16 protein-coding genes are annotated in these 15,530 nt (G+C 75.3%); 7 read left to right on the top strand and 9 right to left on the bottom strand.

What is annotated here, in order from left to right; all coding sequences use genetic code 11:
* Positions 1-2 precede the first annotated feature (2 nt).
* The 3 genes from ACWPWW_RS03665 to ACWPWW_RS03655 are packed head-to-tail and all read right to left on the bottom strand — an operon-like array spanning position 3 to position 4,289.
* Positions 3-1,586, bottom strand: coding sequence for an ABC transporter substrate-binding protein (locus ACWPWW_RS03665; RefSeq protein ID WP_454048988.1), 1,584 nt, complete (start codon positions 1,584-1,586; stop codon positions 3-5).
* 16 nt (positions 1,587-1,602) lie between these two features.
* Positions 1,603-3,195 (bottom strand): hydantoinase/oxoprolinase N-terminal domain-containing protein, encoded by a 1,593-nt coding sequence (locus tag ACWPWW_RS03660; RefSeq protein WP_454048987.1) that lies wholly within the window; start codon positions 3,193-3,195, stop codon positions 1,603-1,605.
* Positions 3,192-4,289 carry a DUF917 domain-containing protein gene (locus ACWPWW_RS03655; protein ID WP_454048986.1) on the bottom strand — a complete coding sequence of 366 codons (1,098 nt, stop codon included), beginning with the start codon at positions 4,287-4,289 and terminating at the stop codon, positions 3,192-3,194. The genes ACWPWW_RS03660 and ACWPWW_RS03655 overlap by 4 nt, the downstream gene beginning before the upstream one ends.
* Positions 4,290-4,356: 67 nt before the next feature.
* Between ACWPWW_RS03655 and ACWPWW_RS03650 the strand changes: the two genes are divergently transcribed.
* Complete coding sequence (locus tag ACWPWW_RS03650; protein ID WP_454048985.1) at positions 4,357-5,862, top strand: PucR family transcriptional regulator; 1,506 nt, start codon at positions 4,357-4,359, stop codon at positions 5,860-5,862.
* A 3-nt stretch (positions 5,863-5,865) separates the two neighbouring features.
* Here ACWPWW_RS03650 and ACWPWW_RS03645 read toward each other — a convergent pair whose 3' ends face one another.
* Genes ACWPWW_RS03645 through ACWPWW_RS03635 form a run of 3 tightly spaced genes read right to left on the bottom strand, consistent with a single transcriptional unit; the run spans position 5,866 to position 7,393 of the window.
* Positions 5,866-6,753 (bottom strand): SURF1 family cytochrome oxidase biogenesis protein, encoded by an 888-nt coding sequence (locus ACWPWW_RS03645; protein ID WP_454048984.1) that lies wholly within the window; start codon positions 6,751-6,753, stop codon positions 5,866-5,868.
* The gene (locus ACWPWW_RS03640; RefSeq protein WP_454048983.1) at positions 6,750-7,022 is read right to left on the bottom strand and encodes a hypothetical protein; all 273 of its coding nucleotides are present in this window, start codon (positions 7,020-7,022) and stop codon (positions 6,750-6,752) included. Before ACWPWW_RS03640 ends, ACWPWW_RS03645 begins: the two co-directional genes overlap by 4 nt.
* On the bottom strand, positions 7,019-7,393 hold the full coding sequence (locus tag ACWPWW_RS03635; RefSeq protein WP_454048982.1) for a DUF3099 domain-containing protein: 375 nt from the start codon (positions 7,391-7,393) through the stop codon (positions 7,019-7,021). Before ACWPWW_RS03635 ends, ACWPWW_RS03640 begins: the two co-directional genes overlap by 4 nt.
* Before the next feature lie 261 nt (positions 7,394-7,654).
* Here ACWPWW_RS03635 and fabG point away from each other — a divergent pair, with 261 nt between their 5' ends.
* The 3 genes from fabG (at position 7,655) to ACWPWW_RS03620 (ending at position 9,767) form a co-directional block, all read left to right on the top strand.
* Positions 7,655-8,395 carry a 3-oxoacyl-ACP reductase FabG gene (gene fabG, locus ACWPWW_RS03630; RefSeq protein ID WP_454048981.1) on the top strand — a complete coding sequence of 247 codons (741 nt, stop codon included), beginning with the start codon at positions 7,655-7,657 and terminating at the stop codon, positions 8,393-8,395.
* A gap of 63 nt (positions 8,396-8,458) precedes the next feature.
* Positions 8,459-9,226 carry an enoyl-ACP reductase FabI gene (gene fabI / locus ACWPWW_RS03625; protein WP_454048980.1) on the top strand — a complete coding sequence of 256 codons (768 nt, stop codon included), beginning with the start codon at positions 8,459-8,461 and terminating at the stop codon, positions 9,224-9,226.
* A gap of 19 nt (positions 9,227-9,245) precedes the next feature.
* Positions 9,246-9,767, top strand: coding sequence for a SixA phosphatase family protein (locus ACWPWW_RS03620; protein ID WP_454048979.1), 522 nt, complete (start codon positions 9,246-9,248; stop codon positions 9,765-9,767).
* A gap of 126 nt (positions 9,768-9,893) precedes the next feature.
* On the opposite strand, the gene serB is transcribed toward ACWPWW_RS03620, so the two are convergent.
* Both serB and glgC read right to left on the bottom strand, forming a co-directional pair.
* The gene (gene serB, locus ACWPWW_RS03615) at positions 9,894-10,538 is read right to left on the bottom strand and encodes a phosphoserine phosphatase SerB (RefSeq protein ID WP_454048978.1); all 645 of its coding nucleotides are present in this window, start codon (positions 10,536-10,538) and stop codon (positions 9,894-9,896) included.
* Between the two features lie 97 nt (positions 10,539-10,635).
* Positions 10,636-11,877: a glucose-1-phosphate adenylyltransferase gene (gene glgC, locus ACWPWW_RS03610; protein WP_454048977.1), complete on the bottom strand. Its 1,242-nt coding sequence runs from the start codon at positions 11,875-11,877 to the stop codon at positions 10,636-10,638.
* 70 nt (positions 11,878-11,947) lie between these two features.
* Between glgC and glgA the strand changes: the two genes are divergently transcribed.
* The gene (gene glgA / locus ACWPWW_RS03605) at positions 11,948-13,177 is read left to right on the top strand and encodes a glycogen synthase (protein WP_454048976.1); all 1,230 of its coding nucleotides are present in this window, start codon (positions 11,948-11,950) and stop codon (positions 13,175-13,177) included.
* Positions 13,178-13,223: 46 nt separating this feature from the next.
* On the opposite strand, the gene ACWPWW_RS03600 is transcribed toward glgA, so the two are convergent.
* A complete protein-coding gene (locus ACWPWW_RS03600) occupies positions 13,224-14,039 on the bottom strand; it encodes a hypothetical protein (protein WP_454048975.1) in 816 nt (271 codons plus the stop codon).
* A gap of 55 nt (positions 14,040-14,094) precedes the next feature.
* Here ACWPWW_RS03600 and ACWPWW_RS03595 point away from each other — a divergent pair, with 55 nt between their 5' ends.
* Positions 14,095-14,880 carry an ABC transporter ATP-binding protein gene (locus ACWPWW_RS03595; protein WP_454048974.1) on the top strand — a complete coding sequence of 262 codons (786 nt, stop codon included), beginning with the start codon at positions 14,095-14,097 and terminating at the stop codon, positions 14,878-14,880.
* A gap of 129 nt (positions 14,881-15,009) precedes the next feature.
* Complete coding sequence (locus ACWPWW_RS03590; RefSeq protein ID WP_454048973.1) at positions 15,010-15,498, top strand: NfeD family protein; 489 nt, start codon at positions 15,010-15,012, stop codon at positions 15,496-15,498.
* Positions 15,499-15,530 lie beyond the last annotated feature (32 nt).

The following is a 15,530-nucleotide window of genomic DNA, read 5'->3' as shown; positions in this document are numbered from 1 at the left end:
CCTCAGCCCTGCATCCGCACCGTGGTCGGCATGATGCTGCCCGGCATCTCCAGCGTCACGCCGCTGAGGTAGGTCGGGGAGACCGTGTCGGCGACGGGCACGGTGTCGACCCGGTCGATCAGCTCCTTCTCGGCCTGGAGCCAGAGCCCGCAGGCCGTGCCGGCGTCGGGCGCGACCAGCGCCTGCTCGGCCAGCGCGTCGTAGGCGGGGTTGTCGACGGCCATGAAGTTGTAGCCGCCCTCCTCGCTGTGCGCGCCGAGGAAGAACAGGCTCAGCACGACGGGGCTCCCCGGCGCCAGCTGCACGAACCCGGTGTCCCAGTCGTAGGTCTGGTAGAGGTCGGTCGCCCAGCCGGTCGAGTCCTCGGCGACCAGCTCGGTGGTGATCCCGAGGGCGTCCCACTCCGCCTGGACCTCCTCCGCGGCGGCCCCGTGCGACGGCGTGCCGGCGTCGTAGATGAACCGGATCGTCAGGTCGCGCGCGCCGTCGGCACCCTCGGGGTAGCCGGCCTCGTCGAGCAGCGCGGCGGCCTCCTCGACGTCGGTCTCCGGCAGCTCCCAGAGCGGCCCGTCGGCGACGCAGGTGAGCGGCGTCTTGTTCACCAGCGACACCGACTCCTGGTAGTGCCCGTCGGTGACCAGCTCGCCGACGGTCTCGCGGTCCAGCGCGAGCGAGAGGGCCCGCCGGACCCGCTCGTCGGACGTCGGCCGGTCGGCGCGCTCGTTGAACAGCATCTGGCCGATCGGGTTCAGCACGCCGACCGACTCCAGGCCAGCGGCCTCGATGCGGGTGCGGTCCGCGCCGATCACCGAGGCGGCGTTCAGCTCCCCGGAGAGCAGCAGGTTGGCGGCGGTGGCCTCGTCGGTGATGACGCGGGCGACGATGTCGTCGGGCAGGCCGGCCGTGTCGCTGGTGACGCCGTCGGGGCCCCAGGTGTAGCCGTCACGCTTGCTGTAGGTGTACGTCGACCCGGCCTGGAGGTCGGACAGGGCGTAGAGCGCGGTGCCGTTGGTGGCGTCGGTCAGCGTCGCCGGGTCGTCGAGGCCGGCCTGGCACACCATCTCGACGGCGCCGGTGGTCTGGGCCAGGAACGGGTTGGGGGTGGCCGAGGTGATGGTCAGCGTGCTGCCGTCGGCCGTGGCGGTCATGTCCGCCGTCACGTTCGACCCGAACCAGAACGTGCCGTTCGCGGCGTCCGCCTGGTACGCGAAGTTGGCGGCCGCGGTCTCGGCGGTGAACGGGGTGCCGTCCGCGCAGGTGATGCCGTCCTTGAGCGTGTACGTGATCGAGGTGCCGGTCTCCTCCCAGCTCTCCGCGAGCCACGGGATCGTCTCGCCGTCCTCGGTGATGTACGCCAGGGACTCGTAGCCGAAGGGCACCAGCCCGCGCTGCACCAGCGAGACGCCGGTGAGCGGCGACAGGCTGCCGGGGTCGTCGTTCACCGCGAGGGTGAAGGTGCCGCCGGAGACGGGGGTGGACTCGCCGGTGGCGCCGTCGTCGGTGGTGCCGCCGCTGCACGCGGCCAGCGCGACGACGGTCGCCAGCGCCGCGGTCGGGGCGAGGACGCCCCGGGTTCTGCTCGTCATGGACGTGCCCTTCGGGTCAGGCGGACAGGGGGGAGGAGAGACGGGCGAGCGGGCCGGCGGCCTTGACCGCGACCTTGAGCGTGGGACGGGTGGCGTAGGAGACGGGGGTCTCGAGCACGTCGACGACCTCGACCGTCCGCGGGTCGGCGCCGGCCTGGATCGCGCGCTCGACCGCCTGCCGGCCGGCGGCCGCGATGGCCTCGGCGCGGTCGGCGTGGTCGCACAGCTGGTCCGCGCGACCGCCGGCCAGGGCGATGGCCGCGCCGACGGCGTTCGCGACGTTGCCGCGCTCGGGCCGCAGCACCTCGCCGGCGCCCGCGACGACGTCGGGCACCAGGAACGCGCCGCCGCCGACCACGACGAGCGGCAGGTCCGTGCGGCCGAGCGACATCCGCTCGACGGCGGACTCGATCCGGTCGTGCGCCGCCGCCAGCGCCGCGGCGAGCGCGTCCCGGGTGCTCCGGTCGAGCGCGGGCAGCTCCCGGCCCTCGACCGTCCCGGGCCGGACGACGGCGGCCGCGTCCGTCAGCGTCGCGGTGCCACCGCCGAACAGCAGGCCCTCGGTACGGATCCGGTGCCCGACCGAGTCGGTGAGCGGCACGCCCCGCGCCAGGTCGACGACCGTGCCGCCGCCCAGCGCGAGGCTGAGCACGTCGGGCATCCGGAAGTTGGTCCGCACCCCGCCGATCTCACGGGGGAGGGTCGACTCGCGCGGGAACCGGTCGACGAGGACGCCGAGGTCGCTGGTCGTGCCGCCGACGTCGACCACGATCGCGGCGTCCGCCCCGGACAGCCGGGCCGCGCCGCGGATCGAGTTGGCCGGGCCGGAGCCGATGGTCAGCACCGGGTACCGGGCGGCGTACTCGACCGCCATCAGCGTGCCGTCGTTCTGGGCGAAGAACGTCGCCGCGTCCAGCTGCTCGTCGGCGACCGCGACGAGCAGCGCGTCGGTGACCTCGCCGGCCACCCGGTGCAGCGCGGCGTTGAGCACGGTGGCGTTCTCCCGCTCCAGCAGGCCGAGCTCGCCGACCTCGTGGCTGAGCGAGACGGGGACGTCGGGCCCGACGTGGTCGGCCACCAGCGCCGCGATCTCGAGCTCCTGCTCGGGGAACGACGGGCTGAAGATGCCGCACACCGCGACCGCGTCGAACCCGCCCGCGATCCCGTCGAGGAACCGGCGCACGCCGTCGGGGTCGAGCGGGGACAGCGGGTAGCCGTCCAGGAGGTGACCCCCGCCGGCCAGCAGCGCGCCCGCGAGGACGGTGTCCCGCAGGTCCGCCGGCCAGCCCGCCAGCGAGGGGTAGTCGGTCGTGGCGGGCGCACCGAGCCGCACGACGGCGACCCGGCCGAGGTCGCGCCGCCGCACGATGGCGTTGGTGGCGTGCGTGGTGCCGAGCATCACCCGGGACACCTCGGCGCGGCGCGGGCCGAGGTCGCGCAGCACGCCGGCCAGGGCCGCGCGGACGCCGCCGGTCACGTCGTCGGTCGTGGCCTGCTTGGTCCAGGCGAGCACGGTGCCGGCGTCGTCGAGGACGACGGCGTCGGTGTTGGTGCCGCCGACGTCGATGCCGACGGAGAGGTCGCCCGTGACCGTGCCGGGGGCGGTCACGCCGTCACCACCTGGCGGCCGTCGAACGGCACGTAGTCCAGGTCGTAGCCGAACGCCCGCGGCCCGGCCAGCTCGATGCCGCGCGGGGTCCGCCACAACGGGTCGCACGCCCAGGCCAGCACGCTGACCCGCTGCCCGAACCGCAGCATCTCGGTGGAGATGGCCTCGCCCGTCTCCGAGTCGACGATCGTGACCAGGTCCGGGACGCTCACCAGCACGGCGCCGTCCTCGATGACCACCAGGTTCTCGTTCTGGATCTCGACCCGGAGCAGCCGTCCGCGGTCGTCGCCGACGCCCTGCACGGTCACGGAGCCGCGGGTGAAGCCGCCGTCGGTGAGGCGGTCGATGTCGACGACCTTGCCGGCCACCAGCACGTCCGCCCCGAGCTCGTCCGCCACCTCCGCGACCGGGTCCGCGGCGCCGAGCAGGCGACGGCCGACCTCGACGGCGCGGCTCACCGTGCCCTCGATGACGGCGCCCGGGGCGGTGGCGTGGGTGAGCAGGTAGTGCGCGCCGAGCGCGATGCCGCCGGCCGCGACCGTGAACGCGCGGGCGTGCCGCTCCAGCCAGGCGATGTCCACCGTGCGCAGGACGGTCACGTTGCCGACCACGTCCGCCATCACCGCGAACTCGCTCGGCAGCCCGGCGACGTTCATCGCGATCATCGTGGCTTGCGGGAACGCCCGGCCCATCCCGTCGGCGTCCAGCACCTGCAGCCCGAGGGCCGCGGCCCAGCCGACCGGCGCGACCCCGTTGCTGCCGCCGATCTCGGCCGCCATCAGGGTGGTCACGCGCCGGCCCACCAGCTGCTCGACCTCGCGGACCAGCGTCTGCGCCTGCGCGGCCGCGCCGAGCATCTCGATGCCCACCGACGGCGCACCCATCGCGGACATGTTGATCACGACGTCGTCCTCCGTCAGGTCGGCGACCCGCACCAGGGGGACGGGGCCGTGGGTGGCGACGGCCGCGCGGACGGACAGCTGCACCGTGTGCACGGCGCCGCCGCCGCCGGTGCCGAACACCGCCGCACCGGCAGCGAGCGGCGCGACGTCGTCGGGTTCGAGGAGCCTCAGGGGCTGGGTGCTGCGGGGCATGGCTCGACAGTAGAAATCGCCCTGACGTGCCACAATGTGCCGCCGGACCAGAGATCGGGGAGGGACTGTGCCCGCAGCCCAGGCACGTGTCGATCGTGTTGCGCTCGACGAGCTGATCGCCCAGTCCGACGGGTTCGGGGTCGACCTGCTCGCCGGGAACCCGGTGGGCGTCCCCGTCCTGGGTGTCGAGACGCGGCGGCTCGACGACCTGGGCAGCGCGTCCGCCGGCCACCTGGTCGTCGTCAGCACCGACGCGGGCGCGCCGGTCCGGGCGTACCAGGTCGACATCGCCGTCCGGCGGGCGATCGCGGCCGAGGTCGCCGCCCTGGTGCTGCCCGGGCTCGACGCCCTGCCCGAGACCGCCCGGACGCTCGCGGCCCGCGGCGCCCTCCCGGTGCTGGGCACCAGCGCCGACCCCACCGCGCTCGCGGTGTTCACCGACCGCCTCGTGCGCCGCGGGGCGGCGGGCTCCCTCGCGCGCGCCGAGCACGCCGTCGAGGCGGTCGCCCGGGTGCTGGCGACCGACCCGCCGGACGTCCGCGCGGCGGTGCTCGACGCGGCCGGCACCGCGCTCGGGGTGCGGCTGCTGCTCGACGAGGCGCCGGGCGTCCGGTGGACCGACGCGGACGCCGTCTGCATCGGCGAGGTGCCCCTCGGGCGCCTGGTCGCGGACCGCTCCGACCCCGCGGTGGCGCTCACGGTGCCCGTCGTCGCCGCGATGCTGTCCCGGGCGGTGGCGCGCGAGACGCAGGACCGGTACGGCCCCGTGCGGTCCCGTGCCGACCTCGTGGTCGAGCTGCTGCTCGCCGACAACGCGCGCATCGACACGATCGGCGTCGAGGCGGCGCGGGCCGGCCTGCCGGTCGGGCTGTCGCACGCCGTCGCCTGGGTCGTGCCGCGGTGGCGGCCGGACCCGCTGCGCCGCGCGCCCGCGTCCCTGGGCGCCGCGCTGGAGCTGCGGGCGCTGCAGCTGGTCGAGGCGCGCGCCGAGACCTGGCACGTCGCGACGTTCCACGACGACCTGGTCGTCGTCGCCTCGGAGGAGCTCGGCGCGCCCGACCACCAGCGCCGGCTCCGCGAGGTCGTCGACCGGCTGCGCGCCGACGGCCCGGCGCTCGCGGGGGAGGGCTGGACGTTCACCGTCGGCCTCGGCACCCCGCTCAGCGGCGCCGCCGGGCTGCGGCAGTCCGCGGGCGAGGCGCGGATCGCCGCCGACTCCGCCGTCGCCGCGGGCCGGCTCGGCGCCGTCGAGGTCACCGACGTCACCGGGCTGCGCCGGGTGCTCCTGGACTTCCACGCGTCGCCGCTGAGCCGCACCCTGCTGGACGACCTGCTCGCCCCGCTCGACGCGCTCGGCACCGAGCCCGCCGACACCGCCGTGCGGACGCTGCTGGCCTACCTCAGCACCCGCAACTCGCTCGCGCGGGCCGCGACGCTGCTGACCCTGCACCCGAACGCGGTGAACTACCGGGTGCGCCGCATCGAGAAGACGCTCGGGCTGGACCTGGACGACCCGGACACCCGGTTCGCCCTCGAGCTGGCCTGCCGGCTGCGGCTGGTCGCCGGCGGGTAGCGCTCAGCCGGTCTGGGAGTCGATGAGGGCGTCCTCGGTCTCCTCGTCGGACGGGCGGCGGCGGGCCCGCGGCGCGCGCGCGGTCGCCGGGGCCGGGTCGCCGGCCGTGCCCTCGGCCTCGCCCTCCGCCGGCACGGCCTCGATCAGCTCGCGCCGCGCCAGCCAGGTGAGCGCCGCGACGGAGCCCAGCGCGAACGTCCACCACTGGAACGCGTAGGACAGGTGCGAACCCGGGTCGGTGCTCGGCGTCGGCAGGGTGCCCAGCGCGGTCGGCGCGGCGGGGTCCTCGTCCACCGCGGCGCCGTAGCCGCCGAACGACGCGACTCCCTCGTCGGCCCCGCCCGCGGCCAGGACCTGCTCGACGTTGATCGCCTGCACCTGGGCGTCGGGGGCACCGCGCTCGCTGGCGGGCTCGTCCGGGCGCAGGTGCACCGTGACGGTGACCTCGCCGGCCGGCGGCGCCGGGACGGAGACCTCGCCGCTCGCGTCGTCGTCCCACGCCACCCAGCCGCGGTCGACGACCAGCACGGCGCTGCCGGCGCTGTCGGTGCCGTCGCCGAGCCGCAGCGGCACCAGCACGTGGAACCCCGGCTGGCTGTCCACCGGCCGGTTGCGCAGCAGCACCGTGGCGTCGGCGTCGTAGGTGCCGGTCACCGTGGCCTGCCGCCAGACGTCGTCCGGGTCGAGGTCGGCGCCCGGCGCGGGCAGCAGCTCGGCCAGCGGGACGGGGTCGGCGGAGTAGTTCTGGTTCACCAGCTGGATCGCCGCGTCGCGCGCCACGTGCCGGTGCCACTGCCAGCGCCCCAGGTACACGCACGCGACCGCCATCGCCAGGCCCAGCAGGACCAGGCCGACGGCGCGGCGCAGGGCGGGGTTGCCGCGCAGGGTCATCGCAGCCCCGGGAGGCCGGGCAGGCCGGGGCGCTCCCCGAGCTCCGTCCGCGGCAGGTCGGCGACGGGCACCGTGGCCTGCCAGAACGCGCGCACCCGCAGGTACTCCTCGAGGTGCTCGCGGTGCGCGTCGCACGCCAGCCACACCTTGCGGCGCTCCGGGGTGTGCAGCCGGGGGTTGTTCCACAGCACGCCCCAGGTCGCGTCGCCGCGGCAGCCCCGGGCGCTGCACACCAGCTCGGACACCGCGTCGGGCGTGGGGGCGGTCATCGGGTTCCTCCGGTCGGCGGGTCGTCGGTCGGGCTCGGCCGGCCGGGGGCGTCCTGGGTGAGGTCCGGGCGGGCCGGGGGAGCGGCGTCGAGCTCCGGCGGCAGCACCGCGTACGGCGGCGCCAGGGACTGCCGCTCGCGCCCAGCGTTCGCGAACAGCACCGCGATGTACGGCAGGACCACCGCGCCGACGATGAGCGTCAGCCCGACCCACAGCGGCACGTGCTGCCAGAGCAGCGCGGCCAGCAGGAAGCACACGACGCGGATGCCCATCTGGATCAGGTAGCGCCGCGCACGCCGCGCCTGGTCGGCGGCGAGCGGCTCGGGCGCGCTCGTGATGCTCTGCGCCGGGTCCGGGCTCTTCCTGCTCACACCTGATCGTAGGCGCCGCGGGGCGATGTGCTCGTCGGCGGGGGCGACCGGTTCCCGTGCCCGTGGGTGGACGGTTCCGACGGACACGCCGACGGCGTGTCCGTCGGAACCATCCACTCGGTAGCGTCGGGGCGTCGACGGACGGCTAGCGGGGAGCGCCTCGCGCGGGCCGGCGTTGTGCGAACCGGACAAGCCGGGGCAGCCATCCTGTGCCGCGCCGGTGCACCGCCGCCCGGCGGCCGTCGGCTAGCGTCGACTTCCGTGTCCGAGACCTCACAGACCACGACCCCCCGCCCGGAGCCGCGCAGCGTGCTGGTGACGGGCGCCAACCGCGGCATCGGCCGCGCGATCGCCGAGCGGTTCCTCGCCAACGGCGACAAGGTCGCCACGCTGGCCCGCAGCGGCGGCGCGCCCGACGGCGTCCTGACCGTCACCGGCGACGTGACCGACACCGCCGCGGTCGACGCCGCCTTCGCCGAGGTCGAGGCCCAGCACGGCCCCGTCGAGGTCCTGGTGGCCAACGCCGGCATGACGCGCGACGGCCTGCTGATGCGGATGACCGACGAGGACTTCGAGCAGGTCGTCGACGTGAACCTCACGGGCGTCTTCCGCTGCGTGCGCCGCGCCTCCAAGGGCATGATCCGGCTGCGCCGCGGCCGGATCGTGATGATCGGCTCGACCGTCGGCCTCTACGGCAACGCCGGCCAGGTCAACTACACCGCCACCAAGGCCGGCCTGGTCGGCATGGCCCGCTCGATCACCCGCGAGCTCGGCGGCCGCGGCATCACCGCGAACGTCGTCGCGCCGGGCTTCATCGAGACCGCGATGACCGCGGAGCTGCCGCAGGACCGGCAGGACGCCTACCTGTCCTCGATCCCGGCGGGCCGGTTCGGCGGGGTCGACGAGATCGCCGCCGCCGTCGAGTTCCTCGCCTCGCCGGCCGCCGGCTACATCTCCGGCGCCGTGCTGCCCGTCGACGGCGGCCTCGGCATGGGCCACTGACGGCCGACGGCACCTGCAGCACCGACCTCCTCCTCTCAGCACCTCGCACAGATCGGAACCACCATGGGTCTCCTCGACGGCAAGAAGCTCCTCGTCACCGGCGTCCTCACCGACGGCTCGATCGCGTTCCACGTGGCGCGCCTCGCGCAGGAGGAGGGCGCCGAGGTCGTGCTGAGCTCGTTCGGGCGCCAGTTCCGCCTGACGCAGGCGATCGCCCGCCGGCTGCCGAAGGAGGCGCCGGTCGTGCAGCTCGACGTCACCGACAACGAGGACCTCGCCGCGCTGCCCGAGCGCGTCCGCGAGCACGTCGACCACCTCGACGGCGTCGTGCACTCGATCGGCTTCGCGCCGCAGTCCGTCATGGGCGGCAACTTCCTCGCGGCCGAGTGGGCGGACGTCGCGACGGCCCTCGAGGTCTCCGCGTTCTCGCTGAAGTCGCTCGCCACGGCGACCCGGCCGCTGCTCACCAGCGGCGGCTCCATCGTCGGGCTCACGTTCGACGCCCGGTTCGCCTGGCCCGTCTACGACTGGATGGGCGTCGCGAAGGCCGCCTTCGAGTCGACCTCCCGCTACCTGGCCCGCGACCTCGGCCCGTCGGGCATCCGCGTCAACGTGGTCTCCGCCGGCCCGATCCGCACCACGGCCGCGAAGTCCATCCCCGGCTTCGAGTCGATGGAGGGCGGCTGGGACGGCCGCGCGCCCCTCGGCTGGGACGTGCACGACCCGGAGCCCACCGCCCGCGCCGTCGCCGCCCTGCTGTCCGACTGGTTCCCCAAGACCACGGGGGAGATGGTGCACGTCGACGGCGGCGTGCACGCCATGGGCCAGTAGCCGTGCGACGCTGGTGCGCGTGATCCACGGTCCCGCGCACCAGCTCGTCCTGCTCCGCCACGCCAAGGCGGAGCACCCGGCCTCCCTCGACGACGCGATGCGCCCGCTCGCCCTGGCCGGCCGCACCCAGGCGACCGAGGTCGGCGTGGGCCTGCGTGCCGCGGGCGTGCAGCCGGACCTGGTGCTGGTGTCCTCGGCCGTGCGCACCCGGCAGACGTGGGACCGCGTGCGCGCCGGGCTCGACCTGCCGCCCGAGGTCGCCCGGGTCAGCGACGCGCTCTACGACGCCGGGGTGCGGTCGCTGCTGGCGCTGCTGCGGGAGGTCGACGAGTCCGCCGGCACCGTGCTCGTCGTCGGCCACGAGCCCACCGTCTCCCAGACCGCCGCGGCGCTCGCCGGCCCCGGCTCGGACGACGCCGCGGTCGCCCGCGTCCGGGTCGGCGTGCCCACGGCCGCGTACAGCGTGCTGGAGGTCCCGACCCCCTGGTCGCAGCTCGAGCCCGACTCGGCCCGCCTCCTGCGCGTCGTCACACCGGCCTGACCCGGGGCCGCTCCGCGCCCGCCTCCACGCCTGCTGCGCCGAGGTCGTCACACGATGTCGAGGTCGTCCCGCAGGACTGACGACCTCGACACGGAGTGACGACCTCGCGACCCGCGCAGCGGCAGGTCAGGCGAACGGGGGCAGGGCGAGGACGTCGTCGAGGCGGTCGCGGACGACCGCGTCGGCGTGCTCGCAGACCACCGGCTTGGCGTTGAAGGCGATGCCGTACCCGGCGGCGCCGATCATGTCGAGGTCGTTCGCTCCGTCGCCGATCGCCACGGTGCGCTCCATCGGGACGCCCGCCGCCGCGGCGTACTCCCGCAGGGTGCGTGCCTTGACCGCCCGATCGACGACCTCGCCGGCGACCCGCCCGGTCAGCGCACCGTGCTCGACCTCCAGGGCGTTGGCGCGGAAACGCGTGATGCCGAGGCGCGCGGCCAGCGGGGCCACGACCTCCTCGAACCCGCCCGACACGAGCCCGACCGGCCAGCCGCGCCGGTCGAGCTCCGCGAGCAGCTCGACGGCGCCCGGGGTGACGACCACCTCCGCCAGCACGTCGTCGAACACCGACACCGGCAGGCCCGCGAGCGTGGCGACCCGGGCGCGCAGCGACTCCGTGAAGTCGAGCTCCCCCCGCATGGCCCGCTCGGTGATCGCGGCGACCTCGGCGCGCGACCCGGCGTGGCCGGCCAGCAGCTCGACCACCTCCTGGGTGATCAGCGTCGAGTCGACGTCCATGACGACGAGGCGGGGCGCACGGGGCTGGCTCACCCGAGCAGGCTACCGACGCGGCGGACGAGGCCGTGCGCCGCGTCCACGGACGGGACGCGGCGCACGGGACGCCCGGCGTGCGCGGCGACGGCCGCGCTCAGAGCTCGACGACCGCGCCCTTCGGCACGACGGTGATGCCCGACTCCGTGACGGTGAACCCGCGCGCCAGGTCCTGCTCGCGGTCGATGCCCACGCGCGCCCGCTCCTGCACCACGACGTTCTTGTCGAGGATCGCCCGGTGCACCTGCGCGTACCGGTTCACGATGACGCCGTCCATCAGCACCGAGTCCGTGACCTGCGCCCACGAGTGCAGGTAGGTTCCGGGTGACAGCACCGAGCCCGACACCGTCGCCCCGGAGACGATGACGCCGGGGGAGACGATCGAGTCGGCGGCGTGGCCGAGGCGGCCGGCGCCGGCGTGCACGAACTTCGCGGGCGGGAGCCCGGTGTAGCCGGTGTAGACGGGCCACTCGTCGTTGTACAGGTTGAAGACCGGCTCGATGGAGATGAGGTCCTGGTTGGCGTCGTAGTACGAGTCGAGCGTCCCGACGTCCCGCCAGTACTGGCGGTCGCGGTCGGTCGAGCCGGGCACGTCGTTGTGGATGAAGTCGTAGACCGCGGCGGTCCCGCGCTCGACGAACGCGGGCACCAGGTCGCCGCCCATGTCGTGCCGGGACGTGGGGTTCTCGGCGTCCTCGGTGACGGCGCGGATCAGGGCGTCGGTGTTGACGACGTAGTTGCCCATCGACGCGAGGATCTCCTGCGGGGAGTCCGGGAGCCCGATCGGGTCGGACGGCTTCTCGCGGAACGCGGTGATCTTGGTCTGGTCGTCGGGATCGGTCTCGATGACGCCGAACTGGTCGGCCATGCCGATGGGCTGCCGGATGCCGGCGACGGTCATCTCGGCACCGGTGGCGATGTGCTGGTCGACCATCTGCGAGAAGTCCATGCGGTACACGTGGTCGGCGCCGACCACCACCACGATGTCGGGCCGCTCGTCGTCGAGGATGTTGAGGCACTGGTAGATCGCGTCGGCGCTGCCGAGGTACCAGTGCTTGCCGACCCGCTGCTGCGCGGGGACGGGGGAGACGTAGTTGCCCAGCAGGGTGGACATGCGCCAGGTCTTCGAGACGTGCCGGTCGAGGCTGTGCGACTTGTACTGGGTCAGCACGACGATGTGCAGGTACCGCGAGTTGACGAGGTTCGACAGGGCGAAGTCGACGAGGCGGTAGATGCCCCCGAACGGCACGGCCGGCTTGGCGCGGGCGGCGGTGAGCGGCATGAGCCGCTTCCCCTCTCCACCTGCGAGGACGATTGCCAGGATGCGCGGCGCTGCCATGCCCCGACCGTAGTGCCCCGACCCGGTTCACGGCGAGGCGAACTCGAGGTTCCGCGCTAGCGTGTCGCAGGTGAGAGTCGACCTGCTGACCCGGGAGTACCCGCCGCACGTCTACGGCGGTGCCGGCGTGCACGTCGCGGAGCTCGCCGCCGTGCTGCGGCGCAGCGTCGACGTGCGGGTGCACTGCTTCGACGGACCCCGCGACGAGCGCGACCAGCCCGGCGTCACGGGCTACGACGTCCCCGGCGCGCTGGCCGAGGCCAACCCCGCGCTGGCCACCTTCGGCGTGGACCTCGCGATCGTGGACGGCGTCGGGCGGGGCGAGGGCCCGCCGGCCGACCTGGTGCACTCGCACACCTGGTACGCGAACCTCGCGGGCCACCTGGCCGGGCTGCTGCACGGCGTCCCGCACGTGGTGTCCGCGCACAGCCTGGAGCCGCTGCGGCCGTGGAAGGCCGAGCAGCTCGGCGGCGGGTACGCCCTGTCCTCGTGGGCGGAGCGCACGGCGTTCGAGTCGGCCGCGGCGGTGATCGCGGTCAGCGCCGGGATGCGCGCCGACATCCTGCGGTCCTACCCGGCGATCGACCCTGAGCGCGTGCACGTCGTGCACAACGGCATCGACCTGTCGGGCTGGCGCCGCCCCGAGACCGACGACGAGTGGTCCGCCGCGCGTGCCGTCGCCGTCGCCAACGGCATCGACCCGGACCGGCCGGCGGTGGTGTTCGTCGGGCGGATCACCCGGCAGAAGGGCCTGCCGTACCTCCTCCGCGCCGCGGAGACGCTGCCGGCCGAGGTGCAGCTGGTGCTGTGCGCGGGCGCCCCGGACACCCCCGAGATCCTGGCCGAGGTCACGGGCCTGGTCGAGCAGCTGCGCGCCCGGCGGGACGGCGTCGTGTGGATCGACCGGATGCTGCCGCGCGAGGAGCTCGTGTCGGTGCTCGCCACCGGCACGGTGTTCGCCTGCCCGTCGGTCTACGAGCCGCTGGGCATCGTGAACCTCGAGGCGATGGCGGTCGGGCTGCCCGTGGTCGGCACGGCCACCGGCGGCATCCCCGAGGTCGTCGACGCCGGCACCACGGGCTGGCTGGTGCCCATCGAGCAGGTGCAGGACGGCACCGGCACGCCGGTCGACCCCGACGCGTTCGTCGCCGACCTGGGTGCCGCCCTCGCCGAGGCCGTCTCCGACACCGACCGGGCACGCGCCTGGGGCGTGGCGTCCCGCACGCGGGTCGAGGAGCACTTCTCCTGGGACGCCATCGCCGACCGCACGCTCGAGGTGTACCGCTCCGTGCTGCGCTGACCGGCTCGACACGCGCCCGGGCCCGTCCGGGTGCGTGTCGAGCCGGTCAGGCCCGGCGGGGGTCCGGGGCGTCGGCGCCGGGGTGCGTGGCCACGGCCAGCGCGCGGCGAGCCGCCCGGTCGACGTCCCGCAGCGCGGTCGACCGCTGGTCCGCCTGCCACAGGTTCACCGCCGCGCCGTCGTCGGACGTCGCGAGGTCCACGATGGCGCGCAGCCGCAGCGCGCTCCCGATCACCCGGACCCGCCGTGGTTCCAGCCCGGGGGGCAGCACCCCGCGGGCGTCGGGTGTCGAGCGCAGCGCGGCGATCTGCTCGGCCGCGTCCGGGCGCCAGCGCGCGACGTCGAGCGAGGTGAGCGCCTCGGTGGCCCGGGTCAGCGCGGTGGCGAGCTCGCGCTCGGCCTCGGGCAGCGTGCCGACGTGCCCGACCAGCGCCTGCCGCCACGCCGGCACGGCGTGCACCCGCCAGGTCACGAGGTACCCCGCCTCGAGGGCGCTGCCGAACTGCTCGACCTCGGGGACGGCCGCGTAGTCGCCGTCGGCGGTGCTGACCAGGACGGCCTCGCCGGCGGACTGCGCGGCGCCGGCGACGACGGCCGGGGCGCCGGCCGGGTCCCCGGGCGCCGGCAGCACGGCCGCGACGGTGCGCGGGCCGCTCGCCCAGGCGGCGACGAGGTCGGCGAGGGTGGCGGACCCGTCGGCGAGCCCGGGCACCCGGGCCCCGGGGACGACGACCCGGTGCGGCTCGTCGTCGCCCTGGACGGCGGTCAGGGTGCGCCGGACGGGGTCCGGGCCCGCGCCGGTGTCGGCGAGCCAGAGGGCCAGCAGCACGGAGCGCGGGAGGGCGAGGGGAGTGCGGTCCACGCCACCAACGTACGTCCACGTCCCCGTCGCTCCGGACGGCTAGGGTCTGGTGTCCATGACCGACGTGCTCCACCTGCAGGACGTGACCATCCGCCGCGGCACCACGACGATCCTCGACGGGCTGTCCTGGACGGTCCGCGAGGGCGAGCGCTGGGTGGTGCTCGGCCGCAACGGCGCGGGCAAGACCACGGTGCTCCAGGTGGCGTCCGGCCGCATGCACCCGACGTCCGGCACGGCCGACCTGCTGGGCTCGCGGCTGGGGCGGGTCGACGTCTTCGAGCTCCGCCCGCGGATCGGCCTGGCGAGCGCGGCGCTCGCCGACCGGATCCCCGCGGGCGAGGTGGTGCGCGACGTGGTGCTCACCGCCGCCTACGGCGTCACCGGCCGCTGGCGCGAGGCCTACGAGTCGGTCGACGAGTCCCGCGCCACCGACCTGATGACCGCCTTCGGCGTCGCCCGGTTCGCCGACCGCCGGTACGGCACCCTCAGCGAGGGCGAGCGCAAGCGCGTGCAGATCGCCCGGGCGCTGATGAGCGACCCCGAGCTGCTGCTGCTCGACGAGCCGGCGGCCGGCCTGGACCTGGGCGGGCGCGAGGAGCTGGTCGCCGCGCTGTCGGAGCTGGCGGCCGACCGCCGCTCGCCCGTGCTGGTGCTCGTGACCCACCACGTCGAGGAGATCCCGCCGGGCTTCACGCACCTGCTGCTGCTCGCGGACGGCAGGGTGCACGCCGCCGGGCCCGTCGACGAGGTGCTGACCTCGGACAACCTCAGCGCCGCGTTCGGCACGCCGCTGCAGGTCGACAAGACGGACGACCGCTGGACGGCGCGCGGCCGGTCATGACCACCGGCACCCCCGTTCGGCCTGGGATCGGTCAAGAGATCGTCTAGGATCGGTCGTGCGCGGTCGTTCTCGCGGCCGCCGCGGACGACGGCGCCCGCCTGCCGGGCGCCCTGACCGGGAGGGGCCGACATGGACTGGCTCTGGTGGCTGGGCGGCGCGCTGCTGCTCGGCGTGGCCGAGATGTTCACGCTCGACCTCATCTTCCTCATGCTCGCCGGCGGTGCCCTCGCGGGAACCGTCGCCGCCGCGCTCGACGCCCCGCTCGCGGTGCAGATCGTCGTCGCCGCGGCGACCGCGCTGCTGCTGCTGTTCGCGCTGCGCCCGTTCCTGCTGCGCCGGCTGCGCAGCCGCGGCGAGCTGGTCGAGACCAACTCGGCCGCGCTGGTCGGCCGGGTCGCCGTCGTCGTCGCCCCCACGGACGTCGTGGGCGGCCGCGTGAAGCTGGCCGGCGAGGTCTGGTCCGCCCGGACCGCCGACGACGGCGCGACGTTCCCCGCGGGCGCCGAGGTGCGCGTCGCGCGGATCGACGGCGCCACCGCCGTGGTCGCCGCGGCCGACCGCCCCGCGGCTCCCGGCACCGGTGCGCCCGGCGTGCCCGGCGCGCCCGCCCCCATCTGACGGACGACGGCGGCCGACCGGTCGCCGTCGCA

It is taken from the genome of Cellulomonas sp. Marseille-Q8402 (assembly GCF_965119525.1).
Note: the sequence above shows the minus strand (reverse complement) of the source record. Positions and strands in the feature narration are given on the sequence as shown.

Coding starts and splice junctions, on each gene's coding strand:
- ACWPWW_RS03665 (WP_454048988.1), bottom strand. CDS start 1,586: ATGACGAGCAGAACCCGGGGCGTCCTCGCCCCGACCGCGGCGCTGGCG.
- ACWPWW_RS03655 (WP_454048986.1), bottom strand. CDS start 4,289: ATGCCCCGCAGCACCCAGCCCCTGAGGCTCCTCGAACCCGACGACGTC.
- ACWPWW_RS03645 (WP_454048984.1), bottom strand. CDS start 6,753: ATGACCCTGCGCGGCAACCCCGCCCTGCGCCGCGCCGTCGGCCTGGTC.
- ACWPWW_RS03640 (WP_454048983.1), bottom strand. CDS start 7,022: ATGACCGCCCCCACGCCCGACGCGGTGTCCGAGCTGGTGTGCAGCGCC.
- fabI (WP_454048980.1), top strand. CDS start 8,459: ATGGGTCTCCTCGACGGCAAGAAGCTCCTCGTCACCGGCGTCCTCACC.
- glgC (WP_454048977.1), bottom strand. CDS start 11,877: ATGGCAGCGCCGCGCATCCTGGCAATCGTCCTCGCAGGTGGAGAGGGG.
- ACWPWW_RS03595 (WP_454048974.1), top strand. CDS start 14,095: ATGACCGACGTGCTCCACCTGCAGGACGTGACCATCCGCCGCGGCACC.
- ACWPWW_RS03590 (WP_454048973.1), top strand. CDS start 15,010: ATGGACTGGCTCTGGTGGCTGGGCGGCGCGCTGCTGCTCGGCGTGGCC.